Source organism: Trichocoleus sp. DQ-A1 (assembly GCF_039961955.1).
Classification (GTDB): domain Bacteria; phylum Cyanobacteriota; class Cyanobacteriia; order Cyanobacteriales; family FACHB-T130; genus FACHB-T130.
The window spans coordinates 173,247-191,912 of record NZ_JAMPKE010000009.1; the positions used below are offsets into that span (position 1 = coordinate 173,247).

17 protein-coding genes, 4 tRNA genes and 1 pseudogene are annotated in these 18,666 nt (G+C 46.8%); 7 read left to right on the top strand and 15 right to left on the bottom strand.

All coding sequences use genetic code 11. The features are described from left to right. Positions 1 to 99 precede the first annotated feature (99 nt). Positions 100 to 1,356 (top strand): DNA double-strand break repair nuclease NurA, encoded by a 1,257-nt coding sequence (locus NDI33_RS11800; RefSeq protein ID WP_190675653.1) that lies wholly within the window; start codon positions 100 to 102, stop codon positions 1,354 to 1,356. A 9-nt stretch (positions 1,357 to 1,365) separates the two neighbouring features. Here the strand turns inward: NDI33_RS11800 and xseB are convergent, their stop codons facing one another. Both xseB and xseA read right to left on the bottom strand, forming a co-directional pair. Continuing rightward, entirely contained in the window at positions 1,366 to 1,635 is a 270-nt protein-coding gene (gene xseB, locus NDI33_RS11805; protein WP_190675655.1) for an exodeoxyribonuclease VII small subunit, read from the bottom strand. Positions 1,636 to 1,662: 27 nt separating this feature from the next. Further along, positions 1,663 to 2,904, bottom strand: coding sequence for an exodeoxyribonuclease VII large subunit (gene xseA / locus NDI33_RS11810; RefSeq protein ID WP_190426824.1), 1,242 nt, complete (start codon positions 2,902 to 2,904; stop codon positions 1,663 to 1,665). 712 nt (positions 2,905 to 3,616) lie between these two features. On the opposite strand from xseA, the gene recA reads away from it, so the two are divergent. After that, positions 3,617 to 4,696 carry a recombinase RecA gene (recA, locus tag NDI33_RS11815; RefSeq protein ID WP_190411910.1) on the top strand — a complete coding sequence of 360 codons (1,080 nt, stop codon included), beginning with the start codon at positions 3,617 to 3,619 and terminating at the stop codon, positions 4,694 to 4,696. Positions 4,697 to 4,821: 125 nt separating this feature from the next. Here the strand turns inward: recA and NDI33_RS11820 are convergent, their stop codons facing one another. Beyond that, a complete protein-coding gene (locus tag NDI33_RS11820; RefSeq protein WP_339380224.1) occupies positions 4,822 to 5,595 on the bottom strand; it encodes an FHA domain-containing protein in 774 nt (257 codons plus the stop codon). Positions 5,596 to 5,817: 222 nt separating this feature from the next. After that, complete coding sequence (locus tag NDI33_RS11825) at positions 5,818 to 6,114, bottom strand: DUF3493 domain-containing protein (RefSeq protein WP_190430332.1); 297 nt, start codon at positions 6,112 to 6,114, stop codon at positions 5,818 to 5,820. A gap of 155 nt (positions 6,115 to 6,269) precedes the next feature. Here NDI33_RS11825 and NDI33_RS11830 point away from each other — a divergent pair. The 4 genes and pseudogenes from NDI33_RS11830 to NDI33_RS11845 all read left to right on the top strand — a co-directional run. Further along, positions 6,270 to 6,341: transfer RNA gene (locus NDI33_RS11830), tRNA-Thr, on the top strand. Positions 6,342 to 6,541: 200 nt separating this feature from the next. Beyond that, the gene (locus NDI33_RS11835) at positions 6,542 to 6,721 is read left to right on the top strand and encodes a hypothetical protein (RefSeq protein ID WP_199302425.1); all 180 of its coding nucleotides are present in this window, start codon (positions 6,542 to 6,544) and stop codon (positions 6,719 to 6,721) included. Position 6,722: 1 nt separating this feature from the next. Then, the gene (locus NDI33_RS11840; RefSeq protein WP_199302426.1) at positions 6,723 to 7,121 is read left to right on the top strand and encodes a PD-(D/E)XK nuclease family protein; all 399 of its coding nucleotides are present in this window, start codon (positions 6,723 to 6,725) and stop codon (positions 7,119 to 7,121) included. Between the two features lie 316 nt (positions 7,122 to 7,437). Continuing rightward, positions 7,438 to 7,617 (top strand): annotated as a pseudogene (locus NDI33_RS11845) (ADP-ribosylglycohydrolase family protein); the annotation flags it as partial. On the opposite strand, the gene cutA reads toward NDI33_RS11845, so the two are convergent. From cutA to NDI33_RS11875, 6 genes are all read right to left on the bottom strand, one after another. Beyond that, complete coding sequence (gene cutA, locus NDI33_RS11850) at positions 7,614 to 7,949, bottom strand: divalent-cation tolerance protein CutA (RefSeq protein WP_190411914.1); 336 nt, start codon at positions 7,947 to 7,949, stop codon at positions 7,614 to 7,616. The pseudogene NDI33_RS11845 and the gene cutA sit on opposite strands and share 4 nt — an antisense overlap. Before the next feature lie 65 nt (positions 7,950 to 8,014). Beyond that, positions 8,015 to 8,920: a pentapeptide repeat-containing protein gene (locus NDI33_RS11855; protein ID WP_190411915.1), complete on the bottom strand. Its 906-nt coding sequence runs from the start codon at positions 8,918 to 8,920 to the stop codon at positions 8,015 to 8,017. A gap of 535 nt (positions 8,921 to 9,455) precedes the next feature. Further along, positions 9,456 to 10,511, bottom strand: coding sequence for a molybdopterin-dependent oxidoreductase (locus NDI33_RS11860; protein WP_190675657.1), 1,056 nt, complete (start codon positions 10,509 to 10,511; stop codon positions 9,456 to 9,458). A gap of 9 nt (positions 10,512 to 10,520) precedes the next feature. Beyond that, positions 10,521 to 11,537, bottom strand: a complete 1,017-nt coding sequence (locus tag NDI33_RS11865) for a transposase (RefSeq protein ID WP_190675659.1) — start codon at positions 11,535 to 11,537, stop codon at positions 10,521 to 10,523. An 8-nt stretch (positions 11,538 to 11,545) separates the two neighbouring features. Beyond that, positions 11,546 to 12,610 carry a hypothetical protein gene (locus NDI33_RS11870; protein WP_190675662.1) on the bottom strand — a complete coding sequence of 355 codons (1,065 nt, stop codon included), beginning with the start codon at positions 12,608 to 12,610 and terminating at the stop codon, positions 11,546 to 11,548. Positions 12,611 to 12,749: 139 nt separating this feature from the next. Further along, entirely contained in the window at positions 12,750 to 13,409 is a 660-nt protein-coding gene (locus NDI33_RS11875; protein ID WP_190411919.1) for an Npun_F0813 family protein, read from the bottom strand. 321 nt (positions 13,410 to 13,730) lie between these two features. On the opposite strand from NDI33_RS11875, the gene NDI33_RS11880 reads away from it, so the two are divergent. After that, positions 13,731 to 13,804, top strand: a tRNA-Arg gene (locus tag NDI33_RS11880). Between the two features lie 794 nt (positions 13,805 to 14,598). On the opposite strand, the gene NDI33_RS11885 is transcribed toward NDI33_RS11880, so the two are convergent. The 5 genes from NDI33_RS11885 to NDI33_RS11905 form a co-directional block, all read right to left on the bottom strand. Next, positions 14,599 to 14,670 (bottom strand) — tRNA-Thr (locus NDI33_RS11885). Between the two features lie 88 nt (positions 14,671 to 14,758). Next, positions 14,759 to 14,843, bottom strand: a tRNA-Tyr gene (locus NDI33_RS11890). A gap of 162 nt (positions 14,844 to 15,005) precedes the next feature. Continuing rightward, complete coding sequence (locus NDI33_RS11895) at positions 15,006 to 16,112, bottom strand: CNNM domain-containing protein (protein ID WP_190433199.1); 1,107 nt, start codon at positions 16,110 to 16,112, stop codon at positions 15,006 to 15,008. Between the two features lie 78 nt (positions 16,113 to 16,190). After that, a complete protein-coding gene (locus NDI33_RS11900) occupies positions 16,191 to 18,041 on the bottom strand; it encodes an ABC transporter ATP-binding protein (protein WP_190675664.1) in 1,851 nt (616 codons plus the stop codon). Positions 18,042 to 18,377: 336 nt separating this feature from the next. Beyond that, the gene (locus tag NDI33_RS11905; protein ID WP_190411922.1) at positions 18,378 to 18,515 is read right to left on the bottom strand and encodes a hypothetical protein; all 138 of its coding nucleotides are present in this window, start codon (positions 18,513 to 18,515) and stop codon (positions 18,378 to 18,380) included. Positions 18,516 to 18,666: the final 151 nt, after the last annotated feature.

Consider the following 18,666-nt stretch of genomic DNA (forward strand, 5'->3'; position numbering starts at 1 on the left):
ATGAAGAAGTATCAAGTGTAAATTATAAATTCATCCCGATCGCCTTGATGTTTCATGCTTTAAGCTGAGAGCTGATAGGCGAAAAGCGGATAGCTGACTATGCTTGACCTAACCAAACTCGCGCGGCAAATGCAGGGGATTAGTCAACACCTGACGGTAGAGGCTGCTGCCAGTCGCCAACGCTTGGAACGCGCCCAGCACTTACTGACACTGGCTCAAAAGTCTCAGGCAGATTTGGTACATCTGCAAGAAAAGTGGCGCGATCGCTTGGGGTTTGCAGCAGCCGCACCCATTGAATCTCTAAGCACTGCCATTGACCTTCCTACCCCTCCGGCTGTCCATACGATTATTGCTACAGACGGGTCTCAGATTGCTCCGAGTCACCACGAAATTGCCTACTGCTATCTGATTAATGTGGGTCGGGTGGTGCTGCATTACGGACAAAGCTTGTATCCGCTCTTAGATAGCCTGCCAGAAGTCTTTTATCGCTCGGAAGACCTATATATTTCCCGCCAGTGGGGAATTCGCCCTGAGGAATGGATGGGCTATCGACGCACGGCTTCGGAGGCGTCTGTATTGGCAGAATTGGCTGCTAGCTGGATTAACCGACCTTCACAAGTCACGTCAAGACAGGGAAACGGAAACAGAAAATCGGAAATTCCATCTTCAATTCCCGATCCCAAATCCCCAATCCCTGCCCTAGCAATGGTAGATGGATCGCTAATTTATTGGTTTCTGGAGCAGTTACCAGGAGAAGCCCGCGACCATATTTTGCCTCCGATTCTGGAAGCTTGGGATGTTCTACGCGATATGGGGATTCCAATTATGGGCTACCTGAGCGCTTCTCGCAGCAGCGAAGCACTGAACTTCCTGCGTTTGCCAGCCTGTCCGCATCCAGTTCCCGACTGTATGACTCATTGTCCTGGTCAGTTTGACCGGGCACCCTGCCAGGTTTTCGATCCCTTGCGGGATACTGCCCTCTGGGCGTCTCAATTGCAGCCCGGTCAACGCAGCCCTCTATGGCGCAGTTCTGCACGAATTCTGGAGTTGTACGGTGCCCATCAAATCTACTTCTGCTACGTCCACGTCGGGACTGAAATTGCTCGTGTGGAAGTTCCCGCTTGGGTGGCGGAGAATCCAGAGAAGCTGGATGTTTCGCTCAGCTTGATGTTGGCTCAGGTGCAGAAGGGTTATGGCTATCCGGTGGCGCTTGCAGAGGCACACAATCAGGCAGTTGTGCGAGGGGGCGATCGCGCTCGTTTCTTTGCCTTACTCGAACAACAAATGATTAAGGCTGGTTTGAGAAATGTCGGGACTTCCTATAAAGAAGCCAGGAAGCGCGGTAGTATCGCCTGATGGCATCTCTCAAAAGGACGTTGGCTCGTCTGCCAGGGTCTCAATTAATAAATTCATCTGCTGTTGCCGCTCTTGCAGAAAGATTTCACATTGGCGCAAGTATTCTACCGCAGCGGTAAATTCTTCAAAAACATCGGCAAGTTCTAGTTTTCCGGCTTCAATTTGCCGAATGATCTCTTCAACTTTGGCAACCGTCGCTTCGTAGTTCCAATCTTTCGGAAATTGGGTATTGACGCGGCGATCGCTTGAGCCGTCTGTGGTGCTGGTGCGTTTGCTCATAAAAAATCCCCGTATCGCATGAAATAGCTACTCTTTGCTATTTATAATTTCACTAATTTTGACTTTAATTTGTCCTGTGCCCAGCTGAACTTGTAGTTCCTGTCCGAGTGCCAGTCCTTCTGTGGAACGCGCGATCGCACCATCTTGTTGTCGGACTACTGCATAACCTCGTTGCAAAACGCTTTCGGGGTCAAGCGTGGCTAGCTTTTGTCGGAGCATCTGACAGTGTTGGTTTGCCTGCGCTAAATGTCGCGCTGTTCCTTGTAACAGTTGTTGACGTTTCCAAGCGATCGCTTGTTTTTCTTGGTGAATTTGTCGGTCTAACGGAATCCGCCCCAAGCGGCTTCGCACTCTTTGCAATTGTGTTTGAGCGTTTTCCATGTGTTGATTTACGGCTTCAGTCAAGGCGAGGACACGTTCCTGGTGTTCTGCGTAAAGACTTGCCAGTTCTGGAACCACTTGTTCGGCGGCGGCGGTGGGAGTGTGAGCATAAGCATCGGCAACTAAGTCAGCCAAAGATTCATCTCGCTGATGACCAATGCCAGTAATCACGGGAATCGAACAATTTGCGATCGCTCGCACTACCCGTTCATCATTGAAGCAAGCTAGCTCCTCAACCGCACCACCCCCGCGCGACAAAATTAAAACTTCAGCGCGACCATCCCGTTCCACTCGCTCAATCGCCGAGACAATCAATGCTGGGGCTTGTTCGCCCTGAACTAACGCCGGTGAAAATAAAACTTGCAAACCCGGATAACGTTGCTTGAGCGTGCGTTGAATATCTCCCCAGGCAGCAGCTTGTGGCGACGTGACAACAGCGATGGTTTGGGGATGAGTGGGGAGCGATCGCTTGCGTTCTGGATCGAACAATCCTTCTGCCTCCAACCGATTTCGCAGCTGGCGATAGCGCAATGCCTGTAACCCCTCTCCCGCTGGTAGCGCCTGCCAGACAATCAGCTGGTACTGTCCTCGCTGGGGATAAACTCGGATACTGCCCAAAACAATCAACTGCTCTCCTTGCACCGGCAGCTGCATCAGCTTATTTAGCTGACTGTTCCATATCACACAACTCATTGCCGCCTTAGCATCCGGATCTTGCAGGGTGAAGAATAGTCCACTGCGATACTGAGAGGCGCTGGAGACTTCACCTGTCACCCAGACTTGCTGTAGTTGTTCATCCTGCTCTAACAGCAGTTGCAAATAAGACGTTAACCCAGCCACCGATACAGCTGTATCTGGAACCAGCTGATTGGAAAGATAATAGTTCATCGCCGAAAGATAAGGAAAATATAGGAATTGAGGCATCAGGAAACGCGGAGGATGCTCAAATAAGCCTAGATCAAGCCATTTACAGTTTCTGTCTCTAGATTAGCGAGACTCGGCTGCATTCGTTGACTTTTGACAAAACTGACGTGACCAAAGTGGCGATCGCAAATCCCACCTGTTGCTTAAAACAGGCTAGACGTTTATTTATTGACCGATTTTCTCTCTCAGTGTTGGGTAAAAGTAGAACATTTGAACTACAATAGAGATTCCTATCGCGAGCCTTGCCAGGGGGTTCCCCCATCCGTGTAAAGCTTGATGTAAGGGCACTTGCGGCTCTCATTTGTTGCTAAAAGTGATATAATAAAATATCTGAAACTAAAATTTGTCGCTATTTGGGACAATTTTAAGTTTCGGTGCCAATCGTTGAAGTAACCCTAGTTAGTGGAAATTTCCTACTCACTTACAAAGCTAAAAACTTGGTAAACCTGAGTGGGCAAATGGCTAAAACCAGCATTCATTTTGTATCAAAAGGCGGTGGATTCCATCGTTTCTGCCTGTGGAGGCTGTAAGGATGTCTTGTTAGACATTTCTACTATCAGAACCAGCCATCGAAGCAGGAAACTCCAGTCCGCGAGGCGGAGAAGCCCACACAAAAGCAACTTTTGCTAAGTGTGAAAAAAATCTCACCACACCTGATTCTGTTCTTGAGGCATTAATGGCTATCCAAATCACGAACAATCCCGACAAGGACAAAGCCCTGAGCCTGGTGCTAAACCAAATTGAGCGCAGCTTTGGCAAAGGAGCAATTATGCGCCTAGGAGATGCCACCCGCATGAAGGTGGAAACAATTTCCACTGGAGCGCTGACCCTGGATTTAGCTTTGGGCGGTGGCTTGCCGAAGGGACGGGTGATTGAAATATATGGCCCGGAAAGTTCTGGTAAGACAACCCTCGCTTTGCACGCGATCGCTGAAGTGCAAAAATTAGGAGGAGTCGCTGCTTTTGTTGATGCTGAACACGCTCTAGATCCTGCTTACGCAGCCGTACTGGGCGTTGATATTGACAATCTCTTGGTTTCTCAACCCGACACCGGAGAAGCTGCCTTAGAAATTGTCGATCAGCTAGTTCGCTCTGCGGCAGTGGATATCGTGGTCATTGACTCGGTAGCTGCTTTGGTGCCTCGCGCTGAAATTGAAGGCGAAATGGGCGATTCCCACATGGGTTTGCAAGCCCGTTTGATGAGTCAAGCTCTTCGCAAAATTACTGGAAACATTGGTAAATCCGGTTGTACGGTCGTTTTCCTCAACCAGCTGCGACAAAAGATTGGCGTCACCTACGGCAACCCAGAAACAACCACTGGTGGTAATGCCTTAAAGTTTTACGCTTCAGTGCGCTTGGATATTCGTCGGATTCAAACGCTGAAAAAAGGCAACGAAGAGTTTGGTAACCGAGCTAAAGTTAAAGTTGCCAAAAATAAAGTCGCCCCGCCCTTCCGCGTCGCAGAGTTTGACATTATCTTTGGCAAGGGAATCTCGACATTAGGGTGTATGGTTGACCTAGCAGAACAAACTGGGGTCATTACCCGTAAAGGAGCTTGGTATAGCTACAACGGTGATAACATTGCCCAAGGCCGGGATAACAGCATTAAGTACCTGGAAGAAAACTCTGAATTAATTCAAGAAATTGAGCAAAAGGTACGTCAAAAGCTAGAGATGGGGGCAGTTGTTCCTGCCAACTCTGTCACGCGAGTTGACGCTGAAGACGAAGAGTTAGAGGAAGAACTTTTAGACGACTAAAAGCGCTGTAGGGTTGGCAATTCTACCCTATAAATCGTTTTTTGGGAAGCTTAGGGCTACTGTTACACATAAAAAAACCCGTTTTCTTATTGGAAACGGGTTTTTCGTATAAATTCTTATAAAGTTTAGTTTTGTGTGCCTGGATCGGAAATTCGTCTACTGAAAAAACGGTCTAAAATTTCTGATTGCTGAGTCGGAGTTAGCTGAGGGTCTACAGGAGATTCCAAAACTGGGACTAATGGATCTCTAATGGCAGAGGGGCCAGAGAGGAAATGTAGAGTCTCTTTTTGGCACTCGGTGTTGGGAGGCTGAACTGTTGTAGGAGAGGTAGGTGTTTCTACTTCTGTAACCGGAAGCGATTGCTCTGCATTTGTCAGGGCATTAATTTCTGCCATTAGGGTTGAAGAGACATTATCCACCATGCAGATAGTATTGCCCAGGAAAAAGGAGAAAGCCAGACCACCTAGACGAATGCGATCGCCGTCCTTGAGAAGAACACGTTTGTATACGGGTTCGCCATTAACGAAAGTCCCATTTGTACTATTCAGGTCAACCAGATAAAACCCCTGATCGTCGATATATCGAATCGCTGCATGATTGCGAGACAACCGTCTATCCGGAATCGGTAGGGCAGCTTGACGCGCCCGCCCCAGTGTCCAAATTCGCTGCGGCTGAAACAACATTTGCGTTTTAGCATCTATTAAATTTGTGACTAGATAGACTTGCTGCTCCTGCGCTACGCCTTGGATATATCGAGGTGCAATGCCACTAAGAAATTTATTGCCGCTATCTTCTAGCTTCAGAATCTCATCTAGTAAACCACGATGATGCTCATAGAGCTTAAGGAATACCTGATATAGACCCAAGCGTTGTTCTAGTTCCATGTGTTGGGATGACACTTAATCTTAGGTGAGGCTCAGCCGATGAAGTAACGCAGAACCTTATTGGCTTTCAACAAGGGAAGCCAAAGACTGCAAGAATGTCGTTAAGCCAAATAACTGAATCTAGCCTATTTTACTCGCAAGTTCTCAGGGTGCGAAATACTCACCAGATCCCTTCTTTCAAGCTTAGATTGTCTTACCCCTTCGAGGAATCCGCAAGATTACTGGAAACGATCAGCTTTATGGCTTACGTTGGGATTTTTGTTCTAGGCGAAACAGCCAAACCATCAAAGCAACTACGCCAATTTGTAGTGCTAAGTTAGGCACGGCTGAGGCAATTTCCCGACCGGAGGCTAACTTGGCAAGAAAGACCATCCCTCCGATAAAGCCAGAAGCGCCGCACGCCACATAAACAAATTGCCTAAGACCTTTGTAGGGAGTAGCAAGTTCAGCTTTTAGTTGTGCATACTGTTCAGCACTGACTTTCCGAGTGCCTTTGATGTTGCGGGTGCGATTTTTTAATTTTGGGTCTACCATCCGTCTCGATCCCCACCGACTTTAGATCCATCTTGGCATGATGGTGGTCGGCAGCAGCGGCGGCTGGTGCTATAAATTTGAACGCGATTGCATTTCTTCCAGAAATTGGGTGCAACAGTTTCTATCTAAACCTGCTACGATAGTAAATCGGCAGTGCCGGTGTAGCTCAGTGGTAGAGCATTCGATTCGTAATCGAACGGTCGGCGGTTCAAATCCGCCCATCGGCTTGAATCAAATAATGACAGCAACAACAGGCAAGGACTTGTAAAGGTCGTCCCATCATGCGAATGGATTTGCGTTTAGTGGGGAGAGAGCAGGAACGGAATCAGCCTGAGCAAGGTGTTTAAAGAGGACGTCTCAGCCTCTGGTTGAACGTTCCATATCGGCAGCTATCATCCTAACTGGTTGATTTAATAACTAGACAATAATGACGTTAAATATCAATCTGCTGCCTCATCACCGTGCTAAAACGCTGCGGGAATCTGGGAAACAATATTATGTGGATGCTAAGGGCGATCGCTTTCCTAGCGTCTCCACTATCCTCAACGCCACCAAACCGCAAGAAGATCGAGAAGCACTCTTCAACTGGCGCAACCGAGTGGGATAGCATGGAGCCAGTGCTGCAAGATATTCATGAGGTAAGGCTGGTAGAAGGTTCTGTCTTCCACTACGATTTGAATTATGCGGGTCGAGTGGATTGCGTTGCGAGTTATAAGGGCATTCCCTGCGTCTGTGACTGGAAAACTGCTGATAAGCCGAAAGGGTCAGTTGAACGCCTCCGTGATAGCCCGCTTCAGTTGGCGGCTTATATGGGCGCGGTTAATCAATTTTACCAAGAGTATGGTATCCATCTGAGTCATGCCTTGCTGGTTGTAGCGGTTCCGGAAATGCCTGCTGAGGTGTTCTGGTTTGAACCAGATAATATGATGATTTACTGGCAGCAGTGGGAGCGAAGAGTTGGGGAATTTTGGCAGCGTAGAGGAACAATGACGCCTTCAAGCATCTAATTCTCCTTGAGATAATGCCATCCCTGCTAGCTCTTAAATCACTACGGACTGAATGCACGCACAGTCGCGATCGCCAACTACCCTAGAATCATCAGCAGTCTGGATAAAACACTTGAAATGAAAAGAAGCTCTAAAGTTTTAGCAGGGCTAATCGGTGCTTATATCAATGATACGTTGGGTTTCCCAGCCAAATTTATTACCAGATGGATCGGGTGAAGTCACCTGTAACAGAGATGATAGGTTCTGGAACTTATAATCAACCTGCTGGCACCTGGTCAGATGATAGCTCCCTTATCTTCTGCTTCGCAAAATCGTGGCGGTACTAAAAGCGGTGAATTTAGGCAACGATACGCATACTACTGCTGCCGTTACTGGTGGCTTAGCAGGAATTTATTACAGTATTGAAAATATTCTTGAAGAATGGATCGAGCAAATTGCCAGGATTGAAGACATCATTGACTTAGCAACACGTCTGGAAGCAGCTATCTATAGCTAATTTCTCACATTATCTGAAATCCACTGAAGATAGGGTGGAGAGCCAGCTAAGATTGGCAAAGCAATAATTTCTGGTACTTCATAAGAGTGCAACTCTCGAATCTTGGCTTCGAGGGCGGGAAAGTGCGCTAGATCTGTTTTAATGATTAGCTGCCATTCCTCTTCTGAGTTAACCTTACCTTGCCAAGTATAGACAGAATGCACTGGCATTAAGTTAACGCAAGCCGCTAGCTGGGATGCAACTAAATTTTGCGCGATCGCTTCTGCCTCTTGTCGCGAAGACGCCGTTACGAACACTACAGCGTAACGAGTTGTACCAGAATCGCGATCCATAACCTGTAACTTAGTCCACAAAAAATCCCAAATCTATCAGAAATTATCAGTTAGCTTTCTCCCAACTACCCAACCATTGCTCTAACTGGTTGTTCAAAAGGTGTCACACTACCACTAACAGTTGCTTCTGAGTATGAGTTTTGGTGTTCTGATGGCAGCACAGCGCCATTCATTTGAGCATCTTCCAAGTTAGTTCCTACCAGCTTTGCCTCACTCAAATCGGCTTCACTCAAGTTTGCTCTACTCAGAATCGTCCAGCTTAAGTCTGCCCCTTCCAAAGACGCCTTTGCCAGGTTTGCTCCCCGCAGATCTGCTCCTTTCAGATTGGCCCTACGCAGTGTCGCTTGGCTGAGATCTACTGCGCTTAGGTTAGCGCCTTCCAGGTTAGCGCCACTCAGTCTGGCATCATTAAGGTTGGCTCCCTCTAAATCGACTCCGCCCAGGTCTAATCCTTTTAAAAAAGCTCTTCTGAAGTTAACACCATTTAAGGAAGCGCCATACAATTTCGCGCCTGTGAGTCTCGCTTCGCACAAATTAGCCCAACTAAGGTTAACGCCACTGAGATTTGCTTCCCGCAGATTAATCCTTTGCATATTTGCTCCACAGAGATTAGCACCCCAAAGGTTAGCTACTCGAAGATTAGCACTGCTGAGATTTGCACCGCTCAGTTTGGCTCCAGGCAATTTTGACTTCACTAGAAACGCTCCACTGAGGTTCGCTTTCGTCAAGTCTGCTTCTACCAGTTTGCCTTCGCTCAGTTTGATAAAACTTAGATCGGCCCAGTTTAGGCAAGCACCCGTTAAGTCTGACTTTGTTAGGAAAGCTCGACTCAGATTAGCTCCTCTCAGGTTAGCGCCTGTGAGATTGACCCCAATGAGCGTCACTCCCCTCAAGTCACTTCCGTTAAGGTCGATCCCGGCAAAGTCTCTTTGTCCGTCTTCATAAAGCTTAAGTAAATGGCTTACTTCCATAGCGCGATCGCTCCCTAGTTTATATAAACTGTTGAAGAGACTTGAAACGAATCTTACCTGGCTAAATAGCCGCATTTTCTGCGGCTTTTTTTATAACAGAATCTTTCTTCATTCCAGTTTTTATCTGTTATTTGCCGACGCCTTAATCAATATTTTACTTCTCTAGATTACCCTCCTTATAAGGTTCAAGTAGATGATGTAACAAATATTTTTTTATATTTTCTTAAAACTCAATAATTAAGTAATTTTTCTAATAACAATCCTCTACAAAACCTATTTTCCGTAAAAATACGGTGGTCAGTTTATCTATAAATTCCTCTAATTTTTATAGACAGGTGAAGTGTTATTCAACAATCAACATAGTTTTCTAGCGAAGATTCATCCATGACAGAGATTACTCTGCTTGGGTGTGTGGGAAGACTGCCATACATCCTACACAAGCATCCGTTTCTCAAAACCTATTTTAAACAAAGACACAAAACTTCGCGTTTCTTGCTGATTTCTCAATTGTCTTAAATCGCTGAAGAGCTAGCGTTTAGGCTTGCAAATTTACTTGAATTCGCAGAACGCCACTACTACCATCCATCCGATTATCATCTTTCAGTTGCTGCTGTTGGCGTAAAGACGTTGCGCGAACAAGTAAAGTATAATTTCCCGGCTGTTGGGGCATCCACAAATAACGCCAGAGCGTCCACTCATGGGGAGATGGCGGTTGATTCTGCTCGGCATTCTGCCAAGTCTTACCATCGTTGGTACTTACCTCAATGGCTGTAATCGGACTAGATTTGTCCAAGGCAACACCAGCCATCAAAATGCCGCTTTCCCAACCTGTTTCACCCATGCGCCCTAAATGCACCCGATGCTGCCTGTTCCAAACGCGAGTGTTTTGTACTTGGCGCATCAGCGCATGAGTAGGAATTTCTGCGGTATTAGACCAGCCCTGACGTTCCCAAAAACCTCGCTTCTGGCTGCTGACAGCTTCAATCTCGACTAGCCATTTGGGTTGCTTCTGACCAAAGTGACCGGGAATAATGATGCGTAAAGGATAGCCATGCGACTGATTGAGAGCTTCGCCATTCATCTGGTGAACCAGTCGCACTTCTTGTCTCATGACTTCTGCAACTGGCAATGTTGTTTCGTAGGAATCAGCTCCGTGCAGCCTAAATTCTATCGCCTCTGATTTAACACCAGCTTGCTCTAGAAAAGGTAGCAAAGGGGTACCCGTCCACTGAGCGTTTCCAATCAGGTTGCCGCCAGTGGCATTGCCGATGCATTCCATTGTCAAATAGAAATTTTCCTGCGGCGCTGCCATGATGTCTTGAAAAGTCAGCGTCAGCGGCTGGGCAACAGCACCCGTCACCTTTAACCGCCAGTTGTCCAGGTTAATCCTAGGCGGCAAGGCGTAAGATTGCACATAAAATTCGCTCAATGGCGTGAGCAGGTGTTTTGGCAGTTTTGAGTCTGGCTTGAGCAGGTCAAGCAAAAACAGCGGCTCTACGGACCCTGTTAACTGGCAGCCTGGGAGCAAGCTAGCCGCAATCAGCCCGCCGGATGTTTGTAGCAGCTGTTTGAGAACTTGACGGCGTTTCACCACTGCCTCTTATAACGAATAAACTTGACCATCAATCAGCAAGCGAGTAATTCCCTTAGCTTGCAGTTGCGAACAAGTTTTCTGAAGCATCCTGCCATCTGGAACTTTAATCACTCGTTGGGTGCGGTTCGAGAACCTACGAGCTACCCGATGGTTATCGAAAACTGGTAGTGTTCTCTGTTGAACTTCTTGGGCAGGAATTTGTCCAAGATCGCTGAACTCTCGCAGGGGTCTGGCGATTAATTCTGCTGCTCGGTCTACAACTAAGTAGCAGGTTTTAGGAAGCACCGCGTTAGATAGCGGTAAGACTTGAACGCTAGCACGGTTTTGTCGCTTAAAGGTTCCTGCTGGAATCGGACTTTCTAGAGTTGGCGTATCATCCCAGTCGTCTTCGTCTTGGAGGTCTTCTAAATCGTCGTCGTCGTCATCCTCGTCGTCCTCGTCCTCGTCGTCTTCTAAATCCGTCAGGTCTTCCCCCAGCATCTCTTCTATGACACTGGCTTCTGCACTGTAATTGTTATCAAGTAGATCGGGGTTGTTACTTGGTGCGGCATCCACAGCCAGCTGAAAAAGTGGCAGAGAAGAATTGATCCCAGGGAAAATTTCGGAAGGAATGTTTTCTTGCTCTTGTGCCCTCTCTTCCTCTGTAGAGACTGAGGAGCGCCTGCGACGCCTCCGTGGGGCGGTAGGGCTTGCCTCTAATGATTCCTCACTATCACTATCTGCAAAAGATTCTTGAGTGTGGGGAAAGGATTCTTCGCTCTTTACCGATGCGGTCAGCGATGTTTCTACTGGCTCGTCGTCAGCTTCAGTGGCAGGTTCGGAAATTGAATGGGAGCGATTGGTTCGCTTTTGCTGGATTAGGGCTTCATATTCTGGCTCTGATAGACGACTTTTTAAAAGACGGCTAATCGTTGAATTACTGACATCATAACGACTAGCCAGGGTTGAGGTTGTCTCTCCTGGCTGTCGATACAGGTTGAGGATGTCGCGCTTATCTAATTCGGAGAGTTTTCTCACACTCATGCTACTTCCTAAGCACGTTTGCGTCCGCTACGACGGGAACGACTGGATGTATCAAATTCCAGGACAGCGCCAATGGCAAACAGGACGCCGCTGAAGACCCAAAATACTTCCAATAGTCCTCCGCTTTGATAATCATCACCAATGAACTTATCGGCGTATTTCAGCCACATATCAGCAACGTAGTATGAAAAAGCTGCCCCAGCAATCATCCGCCAAGACTGAGAAAAACGACCCCCCCAAAAGGCTAGCAATACGGTCGAGGCAACGATCAACAGAAAGATATCGCTAACAACGTAAAAAATGTTCAAAAAGGTCCCTAATGGCTCTAGAAATTTTTCTACTGATAGAACCCAGGCTGGAGCCTGATTTTCTCCAGTAGGAGCAGAGGGTTTTGCTTGTGCTGTTTTCACCACAGTAGCGGTTTTATTGACGGCTGGTGCTCTGGTGGCAGCGATCGCTTTCTTGGGTGAAGTCGCCTTCGCTATCTGTGTTGTTCCCTGTGTTGTTCCTACGGGTAAAGGTGGGGTTGCGGAGGATGCATTATTCGGGGAGGCAACCTGTAACCAGACTGCCAAGGCAATTCCGGCAACTGCGATCGCTGCAACGGTTGCCCACTGCCAAACTTCTAGATTCAGTCGCCGTGAGATGACAGCTAAAATCATTCCCCAGGCAAGAAATAAATAGGCAGGGACAAAAAACAAATCCCCAGGTGACACAATGGGTTCTTGGTGTAAAACTAGTTCCCAGTAGCAAAACAACAGGTTCCCGAGAAAATAGCACAACATCCCCAGTCCAAATCCCAGCCAGACGTTACGTCCGCTAACAATCTGGGGACTGCGCCAGTTTCTAAAACACAGCACTGCTGCGCCTAGGTAAGCTACCTCTTCAAAAATGTAAGTTCCAATCGAGTACCAAAGCGGACGCTCCTCTCCGGGTGCAGAAATGCTAAACAGCAGAAAATACAGTAGCGCTAGCACACCCCAGATTATTCCCGAAACGATTACTGTCTGTACGCTCAGAAGGGATTGTAAACCGGATACTTTTTCCGATGACTTTTCTAAAGAACTGCTCATAGTTTTTCAAAACAAGGATGCACGCAAGGTTTAATCGCAAATGCAATTCAATTAATAATCTGCTAACAAATCTCCTTTAAGAAGCGCAAGTGTCTCATCTTAATGCAAGCTTTGGCATATTTCCCAAACATTTTTTAGATTAGCGCCACAGCTTACCTAGGGGAGATTGATTTAGCCACTCCAGGAACTGAGACCGCTCTCCTGGTTGCATATCTTGTAATGTATCCTTTACTCCTTGGGCAAAGTGGGTATTGCCGAAATATTCCTTACCCAAGCGATGCAGTTCTTGTAACAAGGTGATCAGATGATGTTCCTCCCAAGGGGGAATTTGGAGGCTACTCAAAGGGTCCATTGTTAGCAAGTTTTTCACAGCTTCCGGCCCATCCGCACTGGGAAAGTGCCACTGACGGAAGACATCGCTAAGGTCTTTTTGAAATAATCCGGCTTGTCTGTTTCCTAATAGGTCTTCAACGTCTATGTAAACCGCCTGGAGCAACAAAAGGCAAGCTTGGGCGAGAGGGACAATTTTGACGTCACTACTAGCCTCCGCAGCCAGCTGATCTAGACGAATTTTGCCCCAGACGCTATACCGATCTGGCTCTTCCAGCAAAACGCAGGCTTTGCCACGGTTATCGGTAAGGTCTCGCCAAAAGGCTCTGGCTTCTTCTGCTTGATTAGCTGCAAATACACTGATCAAGCGAAAGGTTTGCCCCTGATAAGTGAGAATCGGGATCTGTTGCTCCCGCTTGGGGTGCTGAATGCTAGAAATTTCAACATCCTGCCGTTTCAGAATAAACATGACACTGGCAAATGACTCCTGACTTGGCCGGGGGCGTGGTGCGGCTAAAAAGCGATCGCCACGAAACTATATAAGGGCGCGATCCAGCCCTGGTGCTGGGATAAAATCGGACAACGCCGCGAGTGCGTCCGCGTAGCGCCTATCGCCTTGACTAATACACTATCGTATCCAAACGTCTGGGTATGTTGGTTTCTAGTTTACATTGAGCTTAAAGCTGCTTGAGCGATATATTTGGAAAGCTTTGGCTTTCTGGGTTGCTTTGCAGCACTCGGCACAGATACAATCTACGACAGAGCCAAGTTTGGCGATCCATTTTCATGTGGGTGCGTAACTCAGGTGGATAGAGTAGCTGCCTTCTAAGCAGTTTGTCGGGGGTTCGAGTCCCTCCGCACCCGTTTTAACTCAATAAAAATCCTTATTTTCAAAAATTGGGTAATAAAGGTGCATAAGGCAGGGAAAACGCCTCTAAAATGCTGGATGTCTCTCCCCGTAGGAATTTTATCAGTTGCTCAGCCTTAAGCCTAAATGCTTGAACCCCTTGTCGAGTAGGTATTTCACAGATAAGATGCGTTTGTCTTGGGGCGCAAGGCAACAACACCAGCGTAGTTATCATCATAAGGTTTATAGCTCGTGACCTGTTCTTAATACCGCCACAACCAAGTTAATTTTTGGCTATAAAGCACGATCGATTAGAATCAGCCAGCTCTTTTAGGGTTAGCGACACTCTACACGAGTTTTTTTAGTATTTTTGTCAAAGCTCGATTAGAGAAATTGCGAGTCATCTATTGCTTTAGGAGCCCCTTATATTTTTGGAACCTAAGAATTATGTAAATAGGTGATAAATTGTCATTCTTGCTTGTAGGAATTTGAATTCATCAATACTGCCACAGGATTCTGCAATGTATGACGTGTATTTAGCTAGTGACAAATCAAGCCGCTCATGGCTTATATGCGATTTAATCATCCTATCTGTAGCTGCTAAAATTTTTCATCTACAGTACCTCTAGACTCCTTAAAAGCGGCCAAGCAATGGTTTTTCAGTTGAATATCTCTAGTTAAAGAGCCATGCGTGTACTCTCATGAAGAAGATACTTCCTGGATCTCTAAAAGATTGGGTAGAATCTCCAGAAACATAACTTCTGAAGTCAGATCATCCGGATAAAACTTTGATTAATTTATTTGCTGAAAAAGCCCGTGACGAGGATTGAACTCGTGACCTCACCCTTACCAAGGGTGTGCTCTACCACTGAGCCACACGGGCAGTTTTAGAAGTTGTAAGCGTTAAATTTTGATTTGGTTATCTTAACTCAAGAATAACTCAAAATTTATGACTTAAAACTTTTGTTGCGTGGTGGGCCGAGCTGGATTTGAACCAGCGTAGGCATAGCCAGCGGATTTACAGTCCGCCCCCATTAACCACTCGGGCATCGACCCATTTGTTCCACGATTAATAATCGTAGCACAAGGTTTGGGAAATGCAAAAGTTTTTTTGAAAATTGATTTTATAGCTGTGGAAAAAGTGACGGACAGTGCAAGTAGCAGGATGAGAGCGGGAATCTACATCGCTTACTCATACATTGATCCCTGTCTTCTGAATCAGCCACCAGAGCGCGTGGCATTTCTCGTAGCGATCGCTCGACTAGGAAAGTCACTTTCATCGTAAATTTCGCCAACCAGCTCCTCCAGAATGTCTTCCAGCGTGATCAACCCCACCGTGCCCCCATACTCATCGACGACGATGGCAATGTGAAGGCGTTGTTGCAACATATCCTTCAGTAGATTGGCGGCTCGTTTCGTGTCCGGCACGTATACTGGCGGGTCCATCGCCTCTGTCACCAAGCCATTATCAATCCCTTCTTTTTTCAAAAACCTCAGCTGCTGGAGCGCTCGCTTCAGGTGAACAACGCCGACAATTTGATCCTTAGACTCCTCCTGCACGGGAATACGGGAATATCCTGTTTCCAGACACAGATTCACAAACTCCTGCAAGGTCGCTTCATGAGAGATTGTCCTCATGTCAATCCGTGGCTTAACCAGATCGCGGGTGCTGAGACTGTCTAGCATCAAGGCTTTGTTGAGCAGCTGGTGTTTGTGTAAATCTAGATGCCCCTTGCCTCCCAAAATTTCAATCATCAGATGGAGATCTCTTAAAGACTCTCCCTCTTGAACAACACCCCCCTGAAACAGGCGAATTACCCGCTGAGTAATTTGCTCAAATAAATAAATAAGCGGGCCGAGAACGATAGATAGCAAGTAAATCGGGCGAACGGCAAACTTAAAAACTGGCATCACATTGTTGATTGCCAGAGATTTAGGGGTAACTTCTCCAAAAATCAGCACTAGAAAAGTAACAACAGCAGTAGCAATTCCCAATCCTGCATTCCCTAACCAGAGGGCAAATAAGTTACTGGTCAGAATTGCTGAAAAATTATTAACTAGATTGTTACCGACTAGAAGGGTAGTGATAAACCGACCCCGATTTTCTAAGACCAGCGCAAACATCCGGCGCGGGTCTCCTTGCTCTTGAATCAGCGCCCTGAGTTTAAGGTTGTCGAGGGCTGTAATCGCCGTTTCCGAGCCGGAGAAAAAAGCAGAAAGCAAAAGCATCAATCCCAGCACCGCGATATCGAGCCAAACACTTCCTAAAAGGGGACCCAGATCGGAAGTAACTAGAATATATGACTGAACGGGTAAAACAATCACGGGAAGCTGTAAAAGGCAAAAGTTAAAAAGCAAAAGGAAAAAGAAAGATTTTTCACTTTTGCCTTTTTCCTTTTAACTTTAGAGTAGCTCACCTGTTTCTTGTAGGGAGTGCAAACGTCGGTAAATTCCTTTGCGGTGAAGTAGTTCAGCATGGCTGCCGACTTCTACAATTTGACCTTGATCGAGAACTACAATTTTGTCTGCTTCCCGGATGGTACTAAGTCTGTGAGCAATGATAATGGTGGTGCGGGTGCCAAGGATGCTACGCATTGCTAACTGAATTGAGCGCTCAGATTCGTAGTCGAGGCTAGAAGTTGCTTCATCAAAGATGAGGATATCTGGATCGACCAAGAGTGCCCTAGCAATTCCCAAGCGCTGTCGTTGTCCCCCAGACAGGCGCATTCCCCGCTCTCCAACAACGGTGTAGTACCCTTGCGGCAGATGCTCAATGACTTCGTCTACTCTGGCAATGCGGCAAGCTTCCTGAACCTGTTCAACCGTAGCTTTGGGGTTGCCATAGGTAAGGTTTTCAAGCAACGTCCCGTTGAAAATATCTACTTCCTGGTGAACAATTGCCAGACGCCGCCGATAGCCAGTGACATCCAAAGTGCGAATGTCTTGACCATCCATTAAAATCTGACCTTGATGGGGTTCAAAATACCGGAACAGAAGCTTGACTAAGGTAGACTTACCCGACCCCGAACGCCCGACCAGCGCTACAGTTTGATAAGGTTCGATGAGTAGGTTGATGTTTTCTAAAACTGGGCGATCGCTGTCATAGCCAAAGCTCAGATGGGAAAATTCGACTTTGCCGGTAAATTGATAGGACAATTCAGAACCACGAGAATCCTGAGTTCCTCCTTCTGCCGTCTGCGTTCTGGTTTGAGACAGAATGACCGCATCTACGCCTACAGGTACGTGCATGAACTCGTGGAACCGGAGCATGGAGGCATAGCGACGAGCAAATATCTCAGCGAGGTTGCTAATAGGTTCTAGCTCCGAGTAGGCCATGCTGGAGATGGTCAACGTAGTAACGAAGTGTCCTAGTGAAATCTTTCCCTGTAAGGTGGCGTTGAGGGTCAAACCAAGTACTAGAAAGACACAAAACTGGATGATTGTCCTTTGGGAAGTAGCTAGGATGACATAACCTCTATGAATGCGGTAGTCAACAACTTTGAACTCCCGCTCTAGGCGCTGTCGTTGACGCTCCAGTTCTCTCTGTTCGGTGGCAAAGGCTTTGACGGTTTTAATGTTGGTAATAATTTCCGAAGTACGACTTTCGGTATTTTCCTGATATCGATCCAGTTTCTGTTCGCGATCGCTCAGTTGCTTGAGGTCTTTGAGGGTGAAGCTGAGGATGAAGATGAAGGAAATTAGGAAAATTACGGCAATTCGCCACTCAATTAGCCAGATCATCGCAAAGATACCCAGCACCCGAACGAGTTTGGGAATCAACTGTCCGGCGACTTCAGGATAAGTCCAGGTGTGATTAGCGAGTCCTCTAGCAACTCGTCCGGCGATTCGTCCGGGGTTGTTTTCTTCGTAAAATTCTAGCGGTAGAGTGACGATTTTTTCGAGGACTTTTATGCTGTGGTCTCGACGCGATCGCAAGGCTGTATCCCAGTGAAACCAGATGCCGAGCCAAGGCTGAATGGGCGCTCTAACGACGGTGACTAACAAGATTAATCCCATTAGCACTGAGAGGGAAAGGAATCGATTTGCCGGTAAGTTGCTAACTTCAGCGATAACAGCGATCGCATTTTGCAATCCCCGATCCAGCGGTTGACCGGACAGTACGTTGAGAATCTGCCCAATTGTGTAAGGAACTACCAGATCGATGATTTCAAAGAGACTAGATGCCGCAATACTTAAAAGCGCGACGATTCGATATTTTCGGTAATAACCGAGGATATCCCGAATGCTTGCCATAATTCTTTCTTGATGAAAAATAGCCAATAAAAAATTCCAGAGTCAGGCTCAAAAAGCGACTCTAGAAAAACTTGTATCTTGCATCCAGTAACTTCATATCGCAGCTACACAAATCAAACCCATCTCCATAGGTTTGAAAACATTTCACTTGTCTGTAGTCAAGCAAAAGGTTGGTGTAGTCCTATGCAGCCTGAGGCAAAAGATACGCGAAAGACATTTTGGGTTGAATAACAAAGTGACTCCCGAACAAGGAAGTTTTACAGGAGCTTTGAGATAACCTATCGATTGAACTTATGGCTTCATCAGCATCGGTAGTGGCCTCGGTTTAGTAGCGAGTTACATAGCGTAGGCTGAGTGAAGTGCCCACCAAACAAGAAAAGCAATACCACCCAAAACCAACACAGATGAGATAGCGATCGCTTTTGGGCTATCAGCTCCCTCGAACTTCATAATTCCACGGTTCAAGTCTGACATAAGGCTGCGATCCTCCTTGATTCGGAGCTAGACAACAATTTGTAAACATATCTTAACCCATGACTAGGTTAGCGGCTGAGGGAGGACTCGTCTATCACCCGAATGGGTCATAAATGGGTTGGGTTAAGATGGGAGCGACTTTTAAGACTGC